This is a genomic window from Thermococcus prieurii (assembly GCF_054657655.1).
Map to the genome: position 1 here is coordinate 1258452 of NZ_BAAHYH010000002.1, position 20721 is coordinate 1279172.

Sequence of the window (20721 nt, forward strand, 5' to 3'; positions counted from 1 at the left end):
CCGGAAAGCTTATATTCACTTAGTGAATAATTCAGTTGGTGAATAAAATGCGCTTCATCGACAGGGAGCGCGAGATGGAGCTCCTCATGAAGGCCAAGGAGCGCTCCAAGAGAAAGCTCTACAGCGTTGCCATCTACGGCCTCAGGCGGGTGGGGAAAACGAGACTGCTGAGGGAGTTCCTGAGCGAGGGCGATTTGTACTTCTTCGTGAACAGGGGCAAAAGCTCGGCCTCCCTCCTGAGGGAGTACTCGGAAATCCTCCGGGGAAAAGGCGTTCTCTCCAAAAGGGAGGAGCTCAAGAGCTGGGACGACTTCTTCGAGGTTCTATTTGAGCGTTTCACCGGCGCGGTGGCTTTCGATGAGTTTCAGGACTTCCGCTTCGTCGAGCCTTCGGTCTATTCAACGCTTCAGCGGTTTATGGATGAGAACGAAGGGAAGCCCCTGCTCCTAATCTTTACTGGCTCAACGGTTGGAATGGTGGAAAAGCTCTTCAAGGACTCCAAAGAGCCCCTCTACGGGAGAATAAAGCGGGAGCTTCGCTTAGAGCCTCTCGACATCAGGGGAAGCTACGAGATGGCGAGGGAAGTTGGAATAGAGAACCTCGACGACTTCATAACGCTCTACTCCGTCTTTGGTGGCTTTCCCCGCTACTGGGTGGCCGTTGAGGACGAGGGGCTTGAAGGCGAGGGCGCGGAAAGGATTCTCGAGGAGCTAATCTTCAGCTATTCGGCGCCCCTGGAGGAGGAAGTCCCGAGGATACTCTCGCTGGAGTTTGGGAAGCGCTCGGGGGTTTACTACGATATCCTTGAGGCGATAGCCAACGGCTCGACTTCGCCGGGTGAGATTGCCGGCTACCTGAACAGGAAGGAAACCTCGATAACGAGACAACTCCACGAGCTGGTGAACTACTTCAAGCTCGTCGATTACGATAGGGCAGTTCTGGGGAAGGGGAGCGTCCTCTACCTAAGGCATCCCTTCCTGAACTTCTGGTTCCACTTCGTCCAGCCGAGGCTGAGCGAGTACGAAGTGAACCGGGAAAGGCTATGGGGAGACGTTAAAAGGAATCTCCCGGACTACGCTGGCAAAAGGTTCGACTTCACCTGCAGGGAGCTGTTAAGGCTCGGCGGAAACTTTCTCCCGTTTCAGCCGGCAGTTATCGGGCGACACTGGGGCTATTACAGAGAAGGTGGAAAGAAGAAGGTCTACGAGATTGACATCGTTGCCCTGGATCCCGGGGGGAGGAAAGCCATTTTTGGAGAGTGCAAGTGGAGGAAGAAGGCTCAGAACGCTGAGAAGCTCCTTGAGGAGCTCAGAAGGAAGGTGGAACTCACCGGCTGGAGGGGAGAGGTTTATTACCTCCTAATCGCGAGGAAGCTAAGGAACGTTCCGGAAAACGTTATAGCCCTCGATGAGGAGGGAATCAAAAACCTGCTGGAGGGAGAGAAATGAACCGCGACGAGCTGGTCGCTTTCCTCGACGAGTACCTTCAGGTTTCGGCTTACCCTGACAAGTCGAGCAACGGTCTCCAGGTGGAGGGAAAGACGGAGGTTGAGAGGGTAGCTTTCGCCGTTGACACGACGCTCAGAACAATCGAGAAGGCAGTGAAGGGAAAGGCCGACATGCTGATAGTGCATCACGGGATGATTTGGGGAGGTCTTAACTACATAACAGGTATCCACTACAAGCGGTTGAAGGCGCTAATCGAGAACGGCCTGAACCTCTACGCCGCCCACCTGCCCCTCGATGCTCATCCGGAAGCCGGCAACAACGTCGGCCTGCTCAGGCTCCTCAGTCTGGAACCTAGGGGACCCTTCGGCGAGTACAAGGGCCTGAGCATAGGCTTCTACGGCGAGTTTGAAAAACCACAGCCGATTGAGAAGGTAGCCCAGATAATAGCGGAGAAGCTCGACACGACCGTTAAGACCTACGAGTTCGGGGAGAGGAAGATTAAAACCGTCGGTACGATAAGCGGGGCAGGCGCCTTTGCGCTGGAAGAAGCTTACAGGAAGGGAATAGACCTGCTCATCACCGGCGAATTCGGCCACGCGGATTACCTAACCGCCCTCGACCTGCCCCAGAGTGTTTTGGTCGCGGGGCACTACAAGACAGAGACGCTGGGAGTTAAGGCTTTGATGGAGCTCGTTAGAGAGCGCTTTGGACTGAGCGTCTTCTTCATAGATGAGCCAACCGGCCTTTAATTTCGTTTTTTCGGCGTAATCACCTACACAAAAGCGTTAATAACCTGCTGAAACAAAGTTTTTCGGGTGACAGGGATGAACAAGGCCCTCGCTATTATGGCAATTATCACGATTGCACTCGTGGCGTACGCTTTCAAGACCGCCCAGCTGCCGCCGGCTACGATTGACTACAAAGAGGTGTTCTACATAGACAACCAGAGCGTTACGTTTGTAACACAGGATGGCTTTGGCCTCTTTACGATGCACATAAACCCCAAGATAAGCTCCTTTGAGCTGACGATTAAATTCCCAGAGGGGACGAGCTATCTGGTCAGATACGGGGACAAAAACTACAGGGGGACAACCACGTTCAGAATAACGGTAAACAAGGACAGCCTCCCTAGTCAAGTATACGTACAGTTCCAGCTTCCCAAGGAGCTCGCGGTTAAGGTTGTCAATGGAGAAGCCACGCCAGAGATAAAGGTCATCGGAGAAAAGGCCCCGTTCTGGCACGCTGAAGACGTCATCTACATCAAGTACCGGAAGGGAGAAAAGTCCTGAGCTTTGAAAGAACCCTCTCTTCTCCCATTATCCTAAGGATGAGCCCGACTTCTTCCGCGTATTTGACAACCCAGCCGGGGCTTCCCTGAAAGGGAGTGATTATCCAGAGCTCGGGGAAGCCAGCTCTGTGGGCCTTGACCACGTCGTAGAGGACCCTCTGGGGGAACCACTTGAAGGAAGCCTCAAGCTCTATCGCCAAAAGCTTTTTCTCGCCGTCGAGTATCGCCACGTCTATTCTAGTGCCGTCCCGGGTTCTGTATTCTGGAACGGCTTTAAGGCCGAGTTCATCTGCGAGCGCGATTATCTGGCGGGTTAGGGTTTTGACCTTGATTGGGGACACCTCTTGGGTTGAATCAGGAGGGAAGAAAAGAAAAACTCAACCAAGCCTCTTCTTAACCTCCTCTATCGCTTCCTCGGCCTTCAGCGGGTTCTTTATCCTGCCCTGCGCGAGTTCCTTCCTTCCACCGCCGCCACCGCCGGCGACGGAGGTTATTACTTTCGCCAGCTCTCCCGCTTTAAGGTCGAGGCCGTCGCCGACTGCAACAACGAAGTGGCCTTCCCTGCTGATGAGGACAACGACGTGCTTCTCCTTTCTGAGCCTGTTGGCCGCTTCGCGGAGGTCCTCCATCGTGCCCTCAACGACCGCGCCGATGAATTCTACATCGCCAACCTTCTCGACCCTGTTCTCCAGCTCGTAGACGAGGAGCTTCGCCAGCTCCTTCCTGAGCTTCTCGACCTCCTTCCTCGCCTCCTTCCACTCGTTGAAGAACCTCTCGGCAGTCTCCGGCACCTTCTCGGGCGGGACGCGGAAGGTCTCGGCGGTTCTCTTGAGGAGCCTCTCGGTCTCCTGCATCCAGTCAACCGCGGCCTCTCCGGCGGCGAAGATTATTCTCTCAACGCCGTCCTGTATGCGCTCGGTTCTCAGAATCTTGATCGAACCTATAAGGCCAGTGTTGGGCAGGTGCGTTCCACCGCAGGCCTGGACGTCCCAGTCCTCGATCTTGAGCACCCTGATGACCCTTCCGGGGACGACTCCACCCTGGTAGAGCCTGAAGCCGTACTTCATCTCGGCCTCCGTCCTCGGGAGCCACTCCCAGGTGACCTTCCTGTTCTCCATGACGACGCGGTTGGCGAGGCGCTCTATCTCCCTGAGCTCCTCCTCGCTTATGCGCTTGTAGTGGCTTATGTCCAGCCTGGCCCAGTCGGTATGGAGCTGTGAACCGGCCTGCCAGACGTGCTTTCCTAAGACCCTGACGAGCGCGCCCATGAGGACGTGCGTCCCCGTGTGGTGGCGCATGTGCTGGATTCTCCTGTCCCAGTCGAGCTTTCCGTGAACTTTGGCTCCCTCCTTGAAGAGCTCCGGCCTCTCGACCCTGTGGAGTATGACCTTCCCGACCTTCTGGACGTTGGTGACCTTGACCTCCCCGCCGTTAACCTCGAGCGTTCCGGTGTCGTAGGGCTGACCGCCACCCTCCGGATAGAAGGCCGTCTGGTTAAGGATTATCCAGTCGTCTATGACCATAACGACCTCGGCGTCGAACTCCTTCATGAAGGGGTCCTCGTAGTAGAGCGTCCTCGTGTCGGGCAGGTCTTTAACCAGCTCGAAGTCCACCACGTATTCTCCGGCGGTCTTCTTCTCGGTCTTCTCGGCCTGCTTGGCAACGAGCGTGTAGAAGTTGTCCGGAATCTCGACCTTTATGCCCTCCCTCTGGGCAATCTCGGCCACTATCTCCGGCGTCAGGCCGTGGCTCTCGTAGAAGAGGATGAGTTTGTCGAGCGGGAGCTCGTTTATGCCCTTCTTCTTGAGCTTGGCTATCTCGCGCTTCACCAGGTCGCTTCCCCTCTTGAGGGTCTCGTGGTAGCGCTTCTCCTCGACGTTGATGATGTCGAGTATAACGTCCTCCATCTCCTTGAACTCGGGGAACGTCGGTGAGAGTTCCTTTATGTGCATGGCGACGATTTCAGCGAGCGGAATCTCCAGACCGAGCTCGCGGAGGTGTCTTATACTCTTCCTGATGAGAAGCCTCGCCAGATAGCCTGCCTTGACGTTGGACGGGATTACGCCGTCGGCGAGCATGAAGGTTAGGGCCTTCGTGTGGTCGGCTATCGCGTAGATTAGCTCGTAGGGCCTAACGGCCTTCTCCAGCTCCTCGACGGTTATGCCGACGCGCTTGGCAACCTGCTCGCGAAGGTAGCGCAGGTCGCCCATGTCCTCGATGTCGAACATTCCAGCGAGGCGGGAGTTCTCCATCAAAATTCTCTCGTCTATCTTTTCAACGCCGGCCATCTTCTTGAGCGGTTCGATAACGTAGCCAAGAACGGCGTCGTAAGCCGTTGGAGTGCCGTGGCTCATCCAGACGAGCCTCTCGAGGCCGTAGCCGGTATCAACGACCCTCGTCTCCATCGGGACGTAGTAGTCGCCCTTTATCTCGACCACCTGGCTCGGGTCGGCGTTTTCAGGGGCCTTCTTGTACTGCATGAAGACGAGCGTTGCCACTTCCAGACCGCGGTAGAGGACCTCGAACGCCGGTCCGGCGTTTCCTCCACCGGCCCAAGGGTTCTCCTTGAAGGTTATATCTTCCGGTTTCATCTTCAGCTCCTTGGTGAAGAACTCGAAGGCGAGCTCAACCGTCTCGTCCATCCAGTAAATCGGCTTGCCGGGGTAGTTGAAGGCGTGGTGGGCCATCATCTCGAAAATCGTGAAGTGCCTGCCCGTTATTCCAACGTTGTCGATATCTGTAAAGCGAATCGATGGCTGGGAAATCGTGAGCGGGTTCGCCGGCGGGTCAGCCTCTCCGCTGATGACCCAGGGCTGGAAGTCCATGATTGAAGCGCCGACGAGGAGGACGTCGTCCCTCCAGCGCGGAAGAACCGGGTAGCGCTTGACCCTCCCATGGCCGTGCTTTTCGAAGAAGCTCAGGAACTTCTCGCGCATCTCGTCGAGGGTGTACTTCTTCGGTATGCCGGGCTTTCCTATGAACTGATACTCATCACAGGGCGGGTCGCCGCAGGTTTCCCTGTCAGGGTCGAGCGTCCAGAAGTATTTGCCACACTTGGGGCACCGCTTCCTTATCCATCCTTCCTCCTTGAACATGCGAGTCGTCATATCCATGCTCATTAACCTCACCCCTTAAGCTGACCTAAGAAGAGGGGCGCTCCTAATTAACCTTTCCCTCACTCCTTCGAATCGAGGGACAGGTCGACGTCAACGTCTTCGAACTGCTCTTCATCGATGTAAATTAGCGGGACCTTCATTTTCTTGAGGAACTCCACAAGCCTCTTTTCGCGCCTCTCCATCATCTCAAGCTTGTGCCTCAGGCTCGCGTTCTCGATGGCAAGCCTGTTGGCTTCATCAACCTTGAGCTTCAGCTGCATCCTCAGCTCTATTATCTCCTCCTCAAGCTCGCGAATCGAGCGCTCGAGCCTCTCAATCTCCTCGATGTACTCACGGCAGAGACGCCTCTTCATGCCGGTCAGCCCCGCGAAACGTCATCACCAATCAGGGGGCTCCAGAGTCATCATCCCTACGGCACAAAGGGTTTTAACGGTTGCCTCTTATAAACTCTGGTGGTCAAGATGTGCGAGTTTCTGAGGAGGGCAATACAGAAGTGGCGCGCCCGCTGTCCCTTCGTCCGAAGGCTTGAGGAGTGGAGGATGAAGAGGAAGGCAAAAGAATTCAAGCTTTAAAGCCCCAGCGCTTCCACGAGCTCCTTCACAACGTCTTCTTTCTTCACGACCCTCTGCTCGCCCGTTTCCATGTCCCTTATCGTGACGTTGCCGTTCTCAAGGTCCCGCTTCCCGATGAGGACGACATAGGGGACGTTGAGCCTGCCCGCGTAGTCGAGGGCCTTTCTCAGCTTCCTTCCCGTCAGCTCGACGTCGGCCCTAACGCCCGCCCTCCTGAGGGAAGATACCACCTCGACGGCCGTCTTCCTGAGCTCAGTGTCTTTTCCGATGGGAATCACGTAAACGTCGGGTCTGAGCTTGATTTCCGGAATGAGACCTTTCCACTCAAGGATTGGAATGAGCCTCTCGACGCCGATGGCGAAGCCCGTCGCCGGGGTTGGCTTTCCGCCAAAGACCTCGATGAGGTTGTCGTAACGACCGCCGCCGCCAATCGAGCCGATTCCGAGGTCGTTCGGCGCTATCGCCTCAAAGACGACGCTCGTGTAGTAGTCGAAGCCCCTCGCTATTCCGAGGTCAATCCTAATCCACTTCGAGACACCGTAGGCGTCGAGTAAATCGACGAGCTCGTAGAGGCGCTTTATCTCGGCTTTAGCTTCCTCGCTCGTGAACAGCTCCTCGGCCTTCGGGAGAACCTCGTTCGGCTCGCCTTTGATTTCAACCAGCGAGAGGACCTTCTCGACTCCTTCATCGCTCAGCCCGAAGTCCTTCAAAGCATTTACGAACTCCTCCCTGGTAAGCTTGTCCTTCTTGTCTATGAGCCTCATGAGCCCGATGTCGTCTTTGACGCCGAGCATCTTGGCGAACTCGTCGAGCAGAACGCGGTCACCGATGTTGACGGTGAAGTCCTCCAAACCGGTCGCGAGGTAGCTCTCGGTGAAGAGCGCTATAACCTCAGCATCAGCCTCAACCTTATCGCTCCCGATGAGCTCAACGCCGGCCTGCCAGAATTCCCTATACCGGCCGCTCTGAGGTTCCTCGTAGCGGAACATGTTGGCCATGTAGTACCACTTGATTGGCTTCGGGGCCGTCTGGAAGGAAGCAACGTAGAGCCTCGCGACGCTCGACGTCATGTCAGGTCTCAGGGAGATGTCCCTCCCGCCCTTGTCGAGGAAGGCGTAGAGCTGTTTTACGACCTCTTCACCGCTCCTGAGCTTGAAGAGCTCGGTGTACTCGAAGGTTGGAGTTAGAACCTCGTGGAAGTTGTAGCGCTCAAAGGTTTCGCGAATCCTCTCGAAGACCCATCTCCTCTTTGCCATCTCCTCGGGCAGGAAATCCCTCGTTCCCTTAACGCGCTCAACCTTCATCCCTCTCACCTTTTCGGAAGAGAGGAGGGAGAAGTTAAAAGGTTATCCCGGCCGGTTTTGACGTTTATCCAGCCGAGGTCATAAGGAGGTATATCCCGACGACGCCCTCGACCATCATCTGAGCTCCAATGGCCATTATGAAGAGACCGATTATCCTGATTGTGACGCTCAGAAGTGTCTTGTTCACGGACTTCATCATGTAGAGCGCCACGAACATCGAGAGCGCAACGATTGCTATCGCTATGGCCGTTGCAGAGAGCGAGACGAGGTAGCCGTACTCGGCGGTGAGGGTTATTACCGCGGTTATTGCCGCGGGACCGGCTATAAGAGGCATCGCGACCGGGACTGCCGCTAAAGCGAGAATGTCGCGCTCCCTCTTGAGGGTGAACATTCCACCGCCTTCCAAAGCCTCGAGACCGATTTTGAAGAGAACGAAGCCCCCGGCAACTTTCAGGGCGTTTATGTTGATGTGGAAAATCTCCTGGAGGATTATCTGGCCCGCTATCGCGAAAGTCGCCAAGAGAAGGAAGCCTATCAGGTTTGCCCTCACGATAAGGGCTTTAATGTCGTCAATCTGGAAGTCCTCGCGCAGGAAGCTGACGAGGAGTATCTTGTCGCTCGGGTCAATCATGATGAGCATCAGCAACGCTGAGCTAAGTATCGTTGACAGCTCGCTCATACCGAAAGCTGGGGAAAGCGATTTAAAAAGCTATGCCAACTAGGGATGGCAATGACGAGACCGGGGTCGTTCCCACGTGAGTTTTCGTAAACCCACGTGAGGGCTCATTCCCCGAGGTTCTGCGGGTGCCCAGACTTAGACCGCCCCGCCCAACTCTCCTTACTCTTTCAGCACACTCCGGCGGAACGGGTCGCCCGAACACCCACAGGGCTCAACCAGCCCTCCACCTCGCATAGCTCATCAACTTCACCGGACTGGTCTCACAACCAGAAACTATTTAAGAAAACAAGTATTTAAGAATTTTGGTGAATACAATGGGAATCATAACCGTGAAAATCCCCGACGACCTCGAAGTTAAGTTCCGAAAGAAAATCCTCGACGTTTATGGAGTTAAAAAAGGTGCTCTTGGAATGGCCATAACGGAGGCTATCGAGTTATGGCTCGAAAAACACGAACGACCCGTCGAGCAGAAGTAAACTACGTAACCATCAAGACAAAGCTTGAACCAAAAACATCGGAAGACTACCTAAAACTCGCACTCCTAGCAGAAAAATTCAAAAGAGCCGTCGAACTGGCGATAAGACTCCAGCTCAAGGACATTAAAAAGAGTGAAGGCGTAAAAGAAGTCTCCCGACTGGTTCTCAACAACTGGTGGTATTCCGATAGTGCGTGGGATTATGCTAAAATGCTGTTAAAGGGGGCAGAGCAAAACGGTGGGAATCCGAGACACATTCACTTGAAGTCGAAATTCCTCATCAGCAAACCCAAGGAGAACGAGAATGGAAATAGAAACGTGAGGATTGAATGGCCGAGTGTCAAAATACGCTCGAATAGTGAATGGCTAAACTTTAATATGAAAACTGCCGAGAAGTTTCTTTCGGTTATTCTTGATGCTCAAAAGTTCAAATACGGTGCTCAGGTTGTCCTGAAGAATGGAAAAGTTTACCTCCACATTCAGGTGCCGTTTGAGATTTATCTGAGACACTACGGGAGGGTAACCAATGGAAAACTTTATGCTGGGTTTGATTTGAACTCTGACAGGATAAATATGGTTATTCTCGATGAGAACGGTATTATTCGGGACGTTAGAGTTGAGCACTTTCCTGAGGTCAATTCTCCAGGGTTCTCAAAAAAGAAGGCGAGGGATTTAAGGATAAAAGCCCTCGCTCGCCTGTTGGATTATGCATTTTATCATGGCGTTGGAGTGGTGTTCTTTGAGGATTTAGGAAGAATTAAAAGGAGAAATGGACGAGCAACGACTTCAAGGAAAGGAAATCGGAAGGCGTCGAATTTTGCTAAGAGGGAGCTCCTCGAACATGGTGTCGTTATGGCGTTGAAGATGGGTTTTGAAGTGTTTCTGGTTAATCCCTCTGGTTCCTCAAAGTTGGGACGGGAGTTGGCTTGGAGGTTGGGATTAGATGCTCACTCTTCGTCAGCATTCGTCGTTGGCTGGTGGGGCGTAAATTCACTAAAAACTCATGATAGACAATGACACTCGGTTGGCGGAGCTAGTTGAGCCTCTCGAAGTGGAGCAGGTGAACCTTGCCGTTCCTTGTTGAGAGCCGGAACTCGTAGGTCGTTGGCTCGAAGCTCGGGCTCGGTGTTTTGAGTATGAGCATTCTCTCAACGAGCGTGTCTTCCCTTATGCTGGACCTGAAGGCGACCATCGTGTCCGAAATGCTCGAAACCCACGCAACGAGGCGCTCGGAGACGACGTCCGTGTTGAGGAGGAGCACAGTTGAAATCCGCCGACTGAGGGACTCCCTTGCGAGGAAGGCCACCTCCGAGTTAAGGAGCCGAAGCGTCGGCCTTTCCCCGAACATTATAACCGCTCCGTCGAGGGTGTAGATTAGCTTGATTATACCCCTGCCCCCCGAGAGGGGGTACACAACGTCCTGGTAGACCTTCTCTATCTTGGGCGTCAGTGTGTCCTCGCTCGGGTTGTCCACCTTGATAACGTACGAGTCAGCGGGGGGAATGCCGTAGCGAGAGCCAAAGATGTCAACGATTCTCAAAGAATCCTTCTTGGCGAGTTCTGGGATGTTTAAACCCACAAAAGAAGCCCTGGAGACGAGCCTTGGGACGGGAAGGGAATAATTGTGGATAACACCAAAGAAGCCCTCATCGAGGAGGGCCCTGAAAACCTCAAAGCCGAGTACCCAGCCAAGGGAGTAGGCGTCGTAGAGTATGGACATCACGGAGCCGTTTTCCACGCTCCCCCGAAGGAGCTCGTTTATCACGTCCACACCGACAACGTGCTCCATGCTCTCAGGCCTCCACTTTTATGAAGTCCACGGCACCCCTGAGCTCACCGACTATCTTCCTCAGGTCGAGGATGTTCCTCCTGACCTCCTCAAGGGCGGAGGCCTGCTCCTGGGCGCTCGCGCTGACCTGCTGGGCGCTGGCGGTGGTTTCTTCGGCGCTTGCGGCGAGGTTCTCAAGGGCCTTCTTGGCCTCGTCAACCTCCTCGCTCGTCCGCTCTATCTCGGACTTGAGCTCGGAGAAGCGCTCCTCAACGTCCCGCAGGAGCTCGCCGATGTTAACGAGGTATCCAACGGTCTCCCTCAGGAAGTCCACCGACTCGTCTATAACCCTGGAGCCGTTTCTGGTCTCAACGACCGCGTTCTCCACCTTGTCCTGAATCTCGTTGACGATACTCTTTATCCTCTCGGCCGCCTGCTTGCTCTCCTCGGCGAGCTTCCTAATCTCATCTGCAACGACCGCAAAGCCCTTTCCGAGCTCTCCCGCCCTGGCCGCTTCCACCGCCGCGTTGAGCGCCAGGAGGTTGGTTTGCTCAGCTATTGCGCTGATTGCGTTTATTATCTCGTCAATCCGCCTGCTCCTGTCGGCGACCTCCGAAACGGCCTCGCTTATGGAGCGCATCGAACTCTGAATCTGCTCAATCTGGGATATCGCCCTGTCTCCCTTCTCCTCCCCATCCCTCGCTATGCTGAGAACCTCGTTGACGACACCGCTGAACTCCTCAACTGCGTCCATGGTCTTCCTCGTTAAGTCTGCCGTCAGGTTCACACTGTCCATAACCATCGTGATGCTCTCCTGCTGTCTCTGGGCCTCGACACTTACCTGGCTTATCGCCTCGGCGACCTGGTTGACGGCCTCGCTTATCTCCGCGGTAATTCTGGTGAGCTCATCGGCTCTCTTTTCCAACGTCGTTGCCAGCTCCTTTACCGTCAACATCAGGTTCTTCAGGTTTCCTATGGCAGAGCGCATAGAGTTGAGAATTTCCTCAAAGTCCCCCCTGGCGTGGGCGGTCAGCTCCTCCGAGACGTCACCCTCCGCTAGCTTTTCCATCTTCTCAGCAATGAGCTCAAGAGTCTCAAGGACGTCACTCGAGATAACTCTGAAGGCATCGAGGAGCCTGCCTATCTCGTCCCTCTCGTGGTAGCGGATTCTCTCTATCATCCTCTCAGCCTCTTTGAGCCGGCCCTCTGAGATTGCACCGGCGACGCGCGTCACCTCGACGACCGGTTCGAGGGCAGAGCCCATTAGTTTGTAGGCTATCCCCCCCGAGATGAGGGCCGTGAGGGCCATCACTCCAACGCTCATCCAGAGAACGTGCTCATGAGAGCTGAGGGCGGACTGCACAGAGGCCCCCGATGAAGCCAGGGACTCCGTAAGCTCCCTCATGGCGAACTGCTGGGTGAGGATTGCACTCACGAGCACGAGGACGAGGGGAAGGGCGATGGACAGGAGAAGCTTTCTTCGGAAGTTCATAGGTCACACCTCCCCGCTTATTCCCCTAAGTCTCGGAAAAACACTCTTTCTCACCGTAAACGTCTCACCGCCTCCCCTGAGCTGGACTACCATTGGAAACATGACCCTCAGAAGGGGCAGGGCTTCGGAGGAGGCCCGCTCAACGGCCTCGACGTTGATGAAAACCACGTTGATTACGTCCTTGTTCTGGATTATCTGCCTGCCGATGTCGTGTATCTGCTCGATTAGCTCCTTCCTGTCGAAGAGGTTCATGACCATCTCGATGCCGAGCTGTACGTTGAGCTGAACCCTGCCGGCCCTGCTCTCGACTATCTTTGAGAGCGCATCCTCGTAGCGGGTCTTGTAAACAGGATAGGGCGATATCGGCACCTTGTAGAGGACGTTTCCGACGTTTATCTTACCCCCGACCTTGATGACTGAGACATCGCTGAAGAAGTCCGTGTCCAATCCCAGGAGCTCGGCCTGGTAGAGGTACACAGGAAGGGCATCGACGAAGTCAGTTATGATTATGTCCATCGAACCGTTGTAACGCTCTGCAACATCTCGGAGGAACCTCACGAGAGCGTAACCCACTATATCCTCCGAGGTGTGCTCAACGAGAGCGCTCGTCCTTCGGCTCATCACTATCTCCGCGATTCCCACTTCACATCACCCTCCATCTTTGATATTGTTGGATATTAGGTAACGTTTTTAAACATTTTTGCGTATATTTGTTATAGAAAACATCCAATTATTCGCGTAATTGAATAAAAAATTTTTAAAACAGCACAAATAGCAGATGACATCAAAAGATGTGTAGGGGTTCGACAAAGGACCCTAAAAGCTCTGGAATCGTAACGTTTTCCCAAACACCACAAACACTCACCATCCGTAGGAATAATTCAACGCGGGCAGTCAACAGAATTCGTTATTGATTTGGATACCTCGTTACAGATGTAACACCCAGAGCCCTGAAAAGTTTCCTGAAGAAAGCTTCATTTTCTCTGGCCTTTCTTGAGAGCCGTATCACAGTTGAGTACGGGCGCCCGGTAACCCTCGCTATCGTTTTAGGCTCCATTCCAAGGCAAAGAACCAGGTACGCCACAACGACGGCGAATTTAATGTCATGAAGACCTTTCAATGGAGTTCCTTCGAGCTCGGTAAAGGTTCTCCCACAGACCTTGCACCTGAACCTCTGGATTCTGAGACCGCACGCCTTCACGATGCCACCGATTCTCACGAGCGACCCGGAGCCGCACTCGGGGCACCTCGGCGGGGAAATCTCCAGGGCCCTTGCAACTATAATCTCCTCAGGCGTCGAGAGAAGCCTCCTAAGCACCCTCAGGACTCCACCCTCCCTCAAGGTTCTCACCCTCCCGGGCTTAAGTTAACATTTTTTAGCTTTTATTGTCATTTTTAGACATAAAATTAAATAAAATTAGAACAAAAATTTTGTTTTAAGCCTAAAATTACACCATAAAACCGGCACTCCAAAAAATGTTGGAGTTTCAACGTTCAAACTGTAAAGAGAACCATAGCGATATTCATTAGACGCATCAAAAACCCGCAACGGGCAAAAGCGAAGAAAAACAGAAAAAACGAAAACGGTAAACAGAATTTTTACGGAGTTTCTCCCTCTCGAACCTTGAGTAACACCCTCAGCAACCTCTCCATAAAGTCTCTGTACTCAATCACTCGCTTTGACAGTCTCCTTACGGTTGGATACGGAATCCCGAGGAGCCTGGCTATACTGAACTCGCTGAGACCTGCCCTGAGGCGCAGGTAAGCAACCGCCACTAGGGCCTTGGGGTCGTGGACGCCCTTGAAGGGGGTACCCTCGAGTTCAGTGAACGTCCTGCCACAGCGCCTGCACTGGAAGCGCTGGACTCTAAAGCTTCCCCTGCCAACGTAGCCTATCCTAACCACTTCCCTCGAACCGCAGACCGGACACGCGAGGCCGAAGCCGCACCCTTCTGATTGCCTCAAGTATCTCCCTCTCCGAGGCACTCATGACGAGCGACAGCTCACCAACGAGTCTCGCCTCCATACCACCACCCCCGGTAACGGAGTTATGGAACAAGAATTTATAAAAGTTTGTAATCAATACGGAGCTCTAACGGTCAGAACGTAACATAAATGACCAACGTCATAGAAAGAATCAGCGACCTGCGGAGAAAACCACCTTAAGCAACGGCGGCGTCACAAGGGTCGTCACGAGGACCATCGCTATCGCTATTGAGAAGCTCTCGGGCGTCAGAACGCCCTCGGCGAGGCCTATATTGGCCATTATTAAGCCTACCTCCATCCTCGGAATCATCCCAACGCCTATCTGGAGGGCCTCAAGCTTCCTGAAGCCTGTCAGGAGCGCGCCGGCCCCACAGCCGAGAACCTTGCCAACCACCGCGAGGAAGGAGTAGATGAGCGTGAAGGAGCCGGCGACGAGTAGAACACTAACATCGGTCTCGGCCCCGACTCCGACGAGGAACACGGGTATGAAGAGGGAGTATCCGAGGGTCACAATCTTGTCGGTTATCTTCTTCGCGTCCTCGCTTCCGGCGACGAGAACGCCGGCCAGGTAAGCCCCGGTTATGGCCGCTATCTCGAAGCGCTCCGCGAGGTAGGCGAAGAAAAGCATTATAACGAGCGCGACACTCGTCACCGTCTCAGGGAGGTTTATCCTATGGGATGAGCGTAGGACCCGCTTTACAACACCCCTGCCGAGGAGGTAGCTGAGAAGGAAGAACGCCGAGACCTCGGCAAGGATTACACCAACGTCAAAGGGAGAAACGCTTCCCTTCGTGCTCATGGCAACGAGAATCGTCAGGATTATTATGCCGAGGACGTCGTCGACGACGGCGGCCGCCAAAATCGTCGAGCCCACCTTCGAGCGGAGGCGCTTCATCTCAAGGAGCACGTTGGCGGTTAAGCTGACGCTCGTGGCCGTCATCACACCGCCGAGGAACAGTGCCTCCATGTTGGGGTAGCCCCACCTCAGGGCGAGAACGTAGCCGAAAACGAAGGGCAGGGCAACGCCAAGGCTCGCTATCACGAAGGAAGGAAGCCCAACGCGCTTGAACTCCTCGATGTCGGTCTCAAGGCCGGCCAGGAAGAGCAACATCACGACGCCTATGTCGGATATCAGCCGGACGCCCTCGTCGTAGGCCACGATGTCGAGAAAGCTGACACCTATCAGTATTCCGCCGAGTATCTGACCCATCGCCGCCGGGAGGCCGACCTTTGAGCTCAGGTATCCGGAGAGCTTGGCAGTTATCAGTATCACGGCCAGTTCAAGGAACGGGTCCATCCGAACACCTCACAGGGAGACGAGCCTTATGAGCCGTATGATGTCCTTGACCTCCAGCAGACCGACGACGCGGTTCTCGTCGTCAACGACTGGGAGATGGTGCTTTCCACTCTCGAGCATGACGCCTATAGCGTGGCCGAGCGTGTCGCTTGCCCTGACCGTTATCGGCCTCGTCACCATCACGTCCTCGACGAGCGTGGCGCGGTTCCTCGCGTAGCGCTTGAGGAGCGAGAGGCCGACGACGGAGTGATGCCTCGGCGGGGCGAAGAGGTGAAGTATGTCCTTCATCGTCACGAAGCCAACGAGCTTTCCGGATTCGTCCACGACGACGGCGGAGCTTTCATCGTCCCGGAGGAGGGCGATGAGGGTCGCGAGGGAATCCGTCTGCCCAACCCGGACGAAATCGCGGTCCATCACTATCTCAACGGGGACCTTCCCGATGTAGCGAACGTTGTGGCTCAGCTCCTCCTTGCGCTTGAGCTTCAGGAGCCTCTTCTTCGTGTGGAGAACCCTCGCCTTCTTGGCCTTAACTCGCAGGGGGCGCTCCATGGTATCACATCCCGGTTAGTTCCTCTCCGAAGGTATTAAACGCTTTGGTTCTGGGTTGGACTTGAATATGCTAAAATCATGGCAAAACAATCCAAAAATTAACCAAAAACTTGCCAAAAGGTTTTTAAGGGAAAAGCCATAGAACTCGGTAAGGGAAATATGGTCTCCGAAAACGGAAGCGGAAAGTTCTACGACGTTGTTATTATCGGAGCCGGCCCGGCCGGGCTTTTCGCGGCCTACGAGCTGGCTGAAAAGAGCAACCTGAGCGTTCTCGTCATCGACGAAGGTGGCGACGTCAAGCAGAGAGTCTGCCCCATGTTCGAGCTCGGCTACTGCATAGAGTGCAAGCCCTGCCACATAATGAGCGGCGTCGGCGGTGCCGGCGGCCTGAGCGACGGCACTATAAACCTCCGCCCGGACATCGGAGGCGATTTAAGCGAGCTGACGAACGACGAGAACTACGCCTGGCAACTCGTCTGGGAGGTCGACCAGATTTTTCTGAGGCACAAGGCACCGAGGAACCTCTACAAGGGCGACCCCGAGCAGGTCAGATACTGGGAGCAGAGGGCGGCGCAGGCCGGCGTCAAGTTCATCCCGATAATCCAGAGGCACATCGGTTCGGACAGGACGCCAGACGTCATAGACGACATCAAGAGGCACCTCGAGGGCAAAGGTGTGAAGTTCCTCCTCTGGACTAAAGCTCTGGAGTTCGGGAAGGGCTGGGTGAAGGTAAAACGAGGAAAGGACGTCTTCGAGATTAAGGCGAAGTACATAATCGTCGCCCCCGGCAGGGGTGGAGCGGACTGGTTCCACGAGGTGGCTCAGAAGATAGGCCTCAAGGCCCGTCACGGCCCGATTGACGTTGGCGTCCGCGTCGAGGTTCCCGCGATAGTCATGGAGCCCATAACGAGCATAAACCACGACCCCAAGTTCCACATCTACACCGACACCTACGACGACTTCGTGAGGACCTTCTGCACCAACCCGAACGGCTTCGTCGTCGAGGAGCGCTACGACGGCTACGTCGGTGTAAACGGCCACTCGATGCACGAGAAGAAGAGCAACAACACAAACTTCGCCTTCCTGAGCAGGATAGAGCTCACCGAGCCGGTTGAGGACACAACGGCCTACGGCAAGAGCATAGCTCAGCTGGCAACAACGATAGGCGGTGGAAAGCCCCTGATTCAGCGCCTCGGCGACCTGAGGAGGGGAAGGAGGAGCACGTGGGCGAGGATAAGGAGGAGCGACGTCGAGCCGACGCTGAAGAACGTGACGCCCGGCGACATAGCGATGGCTTTACCGCACCGCGTTGTTACCAACATAATCGAAGGTTTGGAGAAGCTCGATAAGGTCCTGCCGGGAGTAGCGAGCGACCACACGCTCCTCTATGCTCCCGAAATCAAGTACTACGCCATGAAGGTCGAGGTCGACGAGAACCTCGAGACCAGCATCGAGGGAATCTTCGCCGCCGGCGATGGAGCAGGTTTGAGCAGGGACATCGTCAACGCCGCCGCGACTGGGCTTCTGGCGGCGAGGGGAATACTCAAGAAAGAAGGGTTATACACGGAGAAGGACTTCAGGAAGCCCGGCAACTGGAAGGAAAAAGTCGAGACGCTTGAGTAGGTGAAACCGAGTTCATGAACAGGGGGATTGTAAGTGGTTACTACTGTTTAAATTTGGTTTATTTTGGAACTTTTTATCCTATTTAAACGTATTTAGTTAACAGAAAGGTTTTTATATTGTCGACTAACTACTTGCAATTAGTGGTTCCTTATGTCGAAGTTTGGTTTGCGGGGGGTTAAGTGGGACAATGGTGTGTACTTATCACGAATGACCCTTAGGGGCAGGGTACCGACCTCCTATGATGAGGTTGCCCATTGGTTCAAGAGTAGGGGTTTTGACAGGGTCGTGTTCCTTAGTGGGGAAGGGAGAGGAATTAACTACACCGGCAATGGGTACGAGGATGGTCGCTATCTGGCTCTCTGGATTATGTCCCATATCAGCTCAATAAAGTACTACGTCACGATACCGTTCTCCCAGTACGGGAGTAAAAAGCTGAGAGATGACCCATCCGAGGGTTTCGCCAACTCCTACTGGAGGGACTGGATTGACGGTGTTCTTAGTGTCTTTGACAGTAACAGGCTCGGCTTCTACTGGAGTTACGAGAGCTGCCTCCAAGCAACTCCCCATGATGAAGCCAACGTTACTGAGGAGTTTATTCGGGAAATGTCGAGGTACATCCATAATCACAACCAGGAATTCATCTGGATTCCCGCAACAGGAAGCGGAAGCTCGGTTAGGGGCGTGTCCTATTTGAATGACCCGGATTACGACGGGATTCTTACAATTGGGGGCTACTTTGACTACGTTTTCGTCCAGCCAAACTACTACGAGTACTCAAAGGTCGATGAAGAAGGGAATCCCCACTTACCCTATACCTACGAGAAGCTTGTGGAGATGGTTCGCTGGGTTTACGAAGAACTCCCCAAGAAAATTAGAGAACACAACCCAAATGCCAAAACAACAGTCTCAATAGAAATGGAAGCCGACAGAGCCGTTCTTCTCGGCCAATGTGGTCATTGTGCTGATTGTGAATACAAAAACAACAAGTGCGTTCAGTGCAACAATGAAAAATGCCGCGAACGTGCCTGTCAGTACGTTTGGGCGATACTGGAAGTGTACTCGGAGGTTTTTAATAGGCGGCCACCCATTCCCCCTGACCGTGCCATTGACACCCTCTTCCCGGACAGGGCCTACTACTTCGGCACGGACTTCACGGTAATTGACAAGGTGAGGGAAACATGTCCAGAGTGGTAGCGGTTCTTTTAACTTTCCTCCTTTTGACTCCGATTTTTCTTCATGAAACCAACGCGACAAGTGTCAAGGAATTCCAGGCTTATCAAATCACCATCAACGGAGCACTCTCGGACACGTTCCTACTAACCGTAAAACCCTACTGGAAAGTAAACGACTCGTCCCCCGGCGAATACCGCCTCCTCTACACTGAGTACCCCTCTTACCGTGACATTACCAACTGGACTTTTGAGTACGTTAACCTAACGAACCTCCCTGGAGTTGCCCACAAGCTCGGAAACACGACACTACCCTGGCCAACGAACAACTTCACAATCCACTCCTACGACGGTTTCCCAATAATCCACTGGCAGGCAGAAAACGGCACAATCTACAAATACCTCTGGGTTTGCAACTACACAATACCCGTGGTTGTGCTGCACTACACGAAAAATTCCCGGCTGACTGGAAGATTAGAAGGAAACTACGTGGTTTTCAACGGTTCAAACACAACCCTCAAGATTTCAGTGAGGGAACTCTTGAAATACTACCCGGAGCAGTTCTTAAAGGACCTTGGTGGAGTCCTCTACAGGGACGTGGTTTACATCTGGAACTCAACAACGGCTTCGTACATGTCAATCCACAGAGAGGCCCTCCTCATCTACCCGCTCCGCTTGAGCTACTGGAAGATAAACGGGAAAGTTTACGTGGGCGTTAACTTCTCAAAGGGCGTTGAGCTGAACGCCACTCAATCAATTCCAATCCTCCTGTACTCGAAGAGAACGTTAAAACCCCTCATGGATGTTCTAAGGTTAATCACTCCCCAGGGCGACCCTCTCAGAAACCTGAAAAACCCTGTAATCACGATGACACCCCAAAGGTGGATAACACCCATATCAGCACAGGAGTTTTTTGAAAACTTCACCCAGTACTACAAACTCCATTTCTCCATTGTATCAAACGGCACTTCCGCAGTACTTACAATCGAACGGAACGATACTTTTCTCACGGAGGGCGGGGCGCTTATGGAATTTCCCCCGGCGCCTCATCCTTATCTTGTCGTGAACAGTATTCCAAGGTTTTTCAATCTCTCGCCAACCGTTGAGCAGTTCAACCTCTCGGACTGGTGGCTTTACGAGTTAAAGTTCAGCGTCTGGAAGAACCACTACGAACTCCTTTGGGAGAATTCCCCTCCAGTTATAAACTCCTCAATCGCTTATTATCTCAACGGAACATGCTGGAAGTTAATTAACAACTTCCACAACTCCCCCGGCTTTGTCACCAACGGAACCGTTGAAGGGAACTACATGGTTTTTCACTTTAACAGAACAACCCTAAAAATTCCCCTCACTGAGCTGGCGAAGTATTACCCGCCAAAGGTTTGGGGGTGGAAGCTTGCCGCGGCAAAGGATGGAAAGGGTTATTTAATAATCCCCACCGCAGGATTCGACTACGGTGGACGTTTTACTTTTGGAGGAGTAATCCTTGGTCGGAGTGATGTTCTTCTGCCTATTGACGATTCCTCCGGTGTTTACGCGCTGTATTACGTGAACGGGACTTTAAAGCCGGCTTTTGACCTGCTCAGGCTTATGAGTCTGAAGGGGGATTTGGTTAGGGGCTTACCGAATCCCTTCAATTCGAGCGTAACCTTTGGGTTGTGCAGTGCTGAAACACAAACGCAAGCCAAGCATACTAAAACCCAGGCCGAGACAACTGCCACTTCAAAGTCAAATGAAACCATGACTCAAACGACCGTTCACACAGAGAGCATCGAGAAAACCGCAACTACAACCCCACCATCACCGGCCACAAAAGAAAAAAGCATCTGCGGGCCCGGGCTGATAATGGTTATTGCATTGAGCGCCGCGCTTCTCGCGAGAAGGGGGCGCCATCGAGAATCGGCCAAAGGTTAACGTTAAAAGCCACCCCTCTCTTCTATTTCCGGTGGAAAGAA

The 20721-nt window shown here is 53.8% G+C and carries 20 protein-coding genes; 8 read left to right on the forward strand and 12 right to left on the reverse strand.

Translation table 11 applies throughout. From position 1 onward, the window contains the following. Window positions 1-47: 47 nt before the first annotated feature. The 3 genes from ACYQ04_RS10200 to ACYQ04_RS10210 all read left to right on the forward strand — a co-directional run bounded on the left by ACYQ04_RS10200 (window position 48) and on the right by ACYQ04_RS10210 (window position 2737). Window positions 48-1448 (forward strand): ATP-binding protein, encoded by a 1401-nt coding sequence (locus ACYQ04_RS10200; RefSeq protein ID WP_460130167.1) that lies wholly within the window; start codon window positions 48-50, stop codon window positions 1446-1448. Further along, complete coding sequence (locus ACYQ04_RS10205) at window positions 1445-2197, forward strand: Nif3-like dinuclear metal center hexameric protein (RefSeq protein ID WP_460129276.1); 753 nt, start codon at window positions 1445-1447, stop codon at window positions 2195-2197. The genes ACYQ04_RS10200 and ACYQ04_RS10205 overlap by 4 nt, the downstream gene beginning before the upstream one ends. 75 nt (window positions 2198-2272) lie before the next feature. Then, window positions 2273-2737 (forward strand): hypothetical protein, encoded by a 465-nt coding sequence (locus ACYQ04_RS10210; RefSeq protein ID WP_099209519.1) that lies wholly within the window; start codon window positions 2273-2275, stop codon window positions 2735-2737. On the opposite strand, the gene ACYQ04_RS10215 is transcribed toward ACYQ04_RS10210, so the two are convergent. From ACYQ04_RS10215 to ACYQ04_RS10235, 5 genes are all read right to left on the reverse strand, one after another. Continuing rightward, window positions 2709-3077, reverse strand: a complete 369-nt coding sequence (locus ACYQ04_RS10215; protein WP_460129278.1) for a hypothetical protein — start codon at window positions 3075-3077, stop codon at window positions 2709-2711. The genes ACYQ04_RS10210 and ACYQ04_RS10215 overlap by 29 nt on opposite strands. A 36-nt stretch (window positions 3078-3113) precedes the next feature. Further along, the gene (gene alaS, locus ACYQ04_RS10220; RefSeq protein ID WP_460129280.1) at window positions 3114-5855 is read right to left on the reverse strand and encodes an alanine--tRNA ligase; all 2742 of its coding nucleotides are present in this window, start codon (window positions 5853-5855) and stop codon (window positions 3114-3116) included. Window positions 5856-5911: 56 nt separating this feature from the next. Then, window positions 5912-6205 carry a hypothetical protein gene (locus ACYQ04_RS10225; RefSeq protein ID WP_460129282.1) on the reverse strand — a complete coding sequence of 98 codons (294 nt, stop codon included), beginning with the start codon at window positions 6203-6205 and terminating at the stop codon, window positions 5912-5914. A gap of 215 nt (window positions 6206-6420) precedes the next feature. Further along, window positions 6421-7728: a histidine--tRNA ligase gene (gene hisS, locus ACYQ04_RS10230; protein ID WP_460130169.1), complete on the reverse strand. Its 1308-nt coding sequence runs from the start codon at window positions 7726-7728 to the stop codon at window positions 6421-6423. A gap of 64 nt (window positions 7729-7792) precedes the next feature. Continuing rightward, on the reverse strand, window positions 7793-8407 hold the full coding sequence (locus ACYQ04_RS10235) for a MarC family protein (RefSeq protein ID WP_460129284.1): 615 nt from the start codon (window positions 8405-8407) through the stop codon (window positions 7793-7795). Between the two features lie 305 nt (window positions 8408-8712). Between ACYQ04_RS10235 and ACYQ04_RS10240 the strand changes: the two genes are divergently transcribed. Both ACYQ04_RS10240 and ACYQ04_RS10245 read left to right on the forward strand, forming a co-directional pair. Continuing rightward, window positions 8713-8883: a hypothetical protein gene (locus tag ACYQ04_RS10240; RefSeq protein ID WP_460130233.1), complete on the forward strand. Its 171-nt coding sequence runs from the start codon at window positions 8713-8715 to the stop codon at window positions 8881-8883. Then, the gene (locus ACYQ04_RS10245) at window positions 8844-9899 is read left to right on the forward strand and encodes a transposase (protein ID WP_460129286.1); all 1056 of its coding nucleotides are present in this window, start codon (window positions 8844-8846) and stop codon (window positions 9897-9899) included. The genes ACYQ04_RS10240 and ACYQ04_RS10245 overlap by 40 nt, the downstream gene beginning before the upstream one ends. A 16-nt stretch (window positions 9900-9915) precedes the next feature. On the opposite strand, the gene ACYQ04_RS10250 is transcribed toward ACYQ04_RS10245, so the two are convergent. From ACYQ04_RS10250 to ACYQ04_RS10280, 7 genes are all read right to left on the reverse strand, one after another. Further along, window positions 9916-10671 carry a hypothetical protein gene (locus tag ACYQ04_RS10250; protein ID WP_460129288.1) on the reverse strand — a complete coding sequence of 252 codons (756 nt, stop codon included), beginning with the start codon at window positions 10669-10671 and terminating at the stop codon, window positions 9916-9918. 4 nt (window positions 10672-10675) lie between these two features. Then, window positions 10676-12142, reverse strand: a complete 1467-nt coding sequence (locus ACYQ04_RS10255; protein WP_460129290.1) for a methyl-accepting chemotaxis protein — start codon at window positions 12140-12142, stop codon at window positions 10676-10678. 3 nt (window positions 12143-12145) lie between these two features. After that, complete coding sequence (locus ACYQ04_RS10260) at window positions 12146-12784, reverse strand: DUF257 family protein (RefSeq protein ID WP_460129292.1); 639 nt, start codon at window positions 12782-12784, stop codon at window positions 12146-12148. Window positions 12785-13049: 265 nt separating this feature from the next. Further along, window positions 13050-13493, reverse strand: a complete 444-nt coding sequence (locus ACYQ04_RS10265; protein ID WP_460129293.1) for a transposase — start codon at window positions 13491-13493, stop codon at window positions 13050-13052. A gap of 248 nt (window positions 13494-13741) precedes the next feature. Then, a complete protein-coding gene (locus ACYQ04_RS10270; protein ID WP_460129295.1) occupies window positions 13742-14107 on the reverse strand; it encodes a transposase in 366 nt (121 codons plus the stop codon). A gap of 172 nt (window positions 14108-14279) precedes the next feature. Further along, window positions 14280-15425, reverse strand: a complete 1146-nt coding sequence (locus ACYQ04_RS10275) for a cation:proton antiporter (RefSeq protein WP_460129297.1) — start codon at window positions 15423-15425, stop codon at window positions 14280-14282. 9 nt (window positions 15426-15434) lie between these two features. Next, window positions 15435-15974: a CBS domain-containing protein gene (locus ACYQ04_RS10280; RefSeq protein WP_460129299.1), complete on the reverse strand. Its 540-nt coding sequence runs from the start codon at window positions 15972-15974 to the stop codon at window positions 15435-15437. Between the two features lie 159 nt (window positions 15975-16133). Here ACYQ04_RS10280 and ACYQ04_RS10285 point away from each other — a divergent pair, with 159 nt between their 5' ends. The 3 genes from ACYQ04_RS10285 (at window position 16134) to ACYQ04_RS10295 (ending at window position 20680) form a co-directional block, all read left to right on the forward strand. Continuing rightward, complete coding sequence (locus ACYQ04_RS10285; protein ID WP_460129301.1) at window positions 16134-17597, forward strand: NAD(P)/FAD-dependent oxidoreductase; 1464 nt, start codon at window positions 16134-16136, stop codon at window positions 17595-17597. Between the two features lie 192 nt (window positions 17598-17789). Next, window positions 17790-18791 carry a DUF4855 domain-containing protein gene (locus ACYQ04_RS10290; protein WP_460129302.1) on the forward strand — a complete coding sequence of 334 codons (1002 nt, stop codon included), beginning with the start codon at window positions 17790-17792 and terminating at the stop codon, window positions 18789-18791. Next, window positions 18776-20680, forward strand: coding sequence for a hypothetical protein (locus ACYQ04_RS10295; protein ID WP_460129304.1), 1905 nt, complete (start codon window positions 18776-18778; stop codon window positions 20678-20680). The genes ACYQ04_RS10290 and ACYQ04_RS10295 overlap by 16 nt, the downstream gene beginning before the upstream one ends. The last annotated feature ends 41 nt before the right edge of the window (window positions 20681-20721 follow it).

Excerpts from the sequence above, each read along its gene's own strand:
- ACYQ04_RS10210 (WP_099209519.1), top strand. The coding sequence starts at position 2,273 with ATGAACAAGGCCCTCGCTATTATGGCAATTATCACGATTGCACTCGTG.
- ACYQ04_RS10280 (WP_460129299.1), bottom strand. The coding sequence starts at position 15,974 with ATGGAGCGCCCCCTGCGAGTTAAGGCCAAGAAGGCGAGGGTTCTCCAC.
- ACYQ04_RS10225 (WP_460129282.1), bottom strand. The coding sequence starts at position 6,205 with ATGAAGAGGCGTCTCTGCCGTGAGTACATCGAGGAGATTGAGAGGCTC.
- ACYQ04_RS10295 (WP_460129304.1), top strand. The coding sequence starts at position 18,776 with ATGTCCAGAGTGGTAGCGGTTCTTTTAACTTTCCTCCTTTTGACTCCG.
- alaS (WP_460129280.1), bottom strand. The coding sequence starts at position 5,855 with ATGAGCATGGATATGACGACTCGCATGTTCAAGGAGGAAGGATGGATA.
- ACYQ04_RS10205 (WP_460129276.1), top strand. The coding sequence starts at position 1,445 with ATGAACCGCGACGAGCTGGTCGCTTTCCTCGACGAGTACCTTCAGGTT.
- ACYQ04_RS10245 (WP_460129286.1), top strand. The coding sequence starts at position 8,844 with ATGGCTCGAAAAACACGAACGACCCGTCGAGCAGAAGTAAACTACGTA.
- ACYQ04_RS10285 (WP_460129301.1), top strand. The coding sequence starts at position 16,134 with ATGGTCTCCGAAAACGGAAGCGGAAAGTTCTACGACGTTGTTATTATC.
- ACYQ04_RS10200 (WP_460130167.1), top strand. The coding sequence starts at position 48 with ATGCGCTTCATCGACAGGGAGCGCGAGATGGAGCTCCTCATGAAGGCC.
- ACYQ04_RS10250 (WP_460129288.1), bottom strand. The coding sequence starts at position 10,671 with ATGGAGCACGTTGTCGGTGTGGACGTGATAAACGAGCTCCTTCGGGGG.
- ACYQ04_RS10235 (WP_460129284.1), bottom strand. The coding sequence starts at position 8,407 with ATGAGCGAGCTGTCAACGATACTTAGCTCAGCGTTGCTGATGCTCATC.
- ACYQ04_RS10255 (WP_460129290.1), bottom strand. The coding sequence starts at position 12,142 with ATGAACTTCCGAAGAAAGCTTCTCCTGTCCATCGCCCTTCCCCTCGTC.
- ACYQ04_RS10275 (WP_460129297.1), bottom strand. The coding sequence starts at position 15,425 with ATGGACCCGTTCCTTGAACTGGCCGTGATACTGATAACTGCCAAGCTC.
- hisS (WP_460130169.1), bottom strand. The coding sequence starts at position 7,728 with ATGAAGGTTGAGCGCGTTAAGGGAACGAGGGATTTCCTGCCCGAGGAG.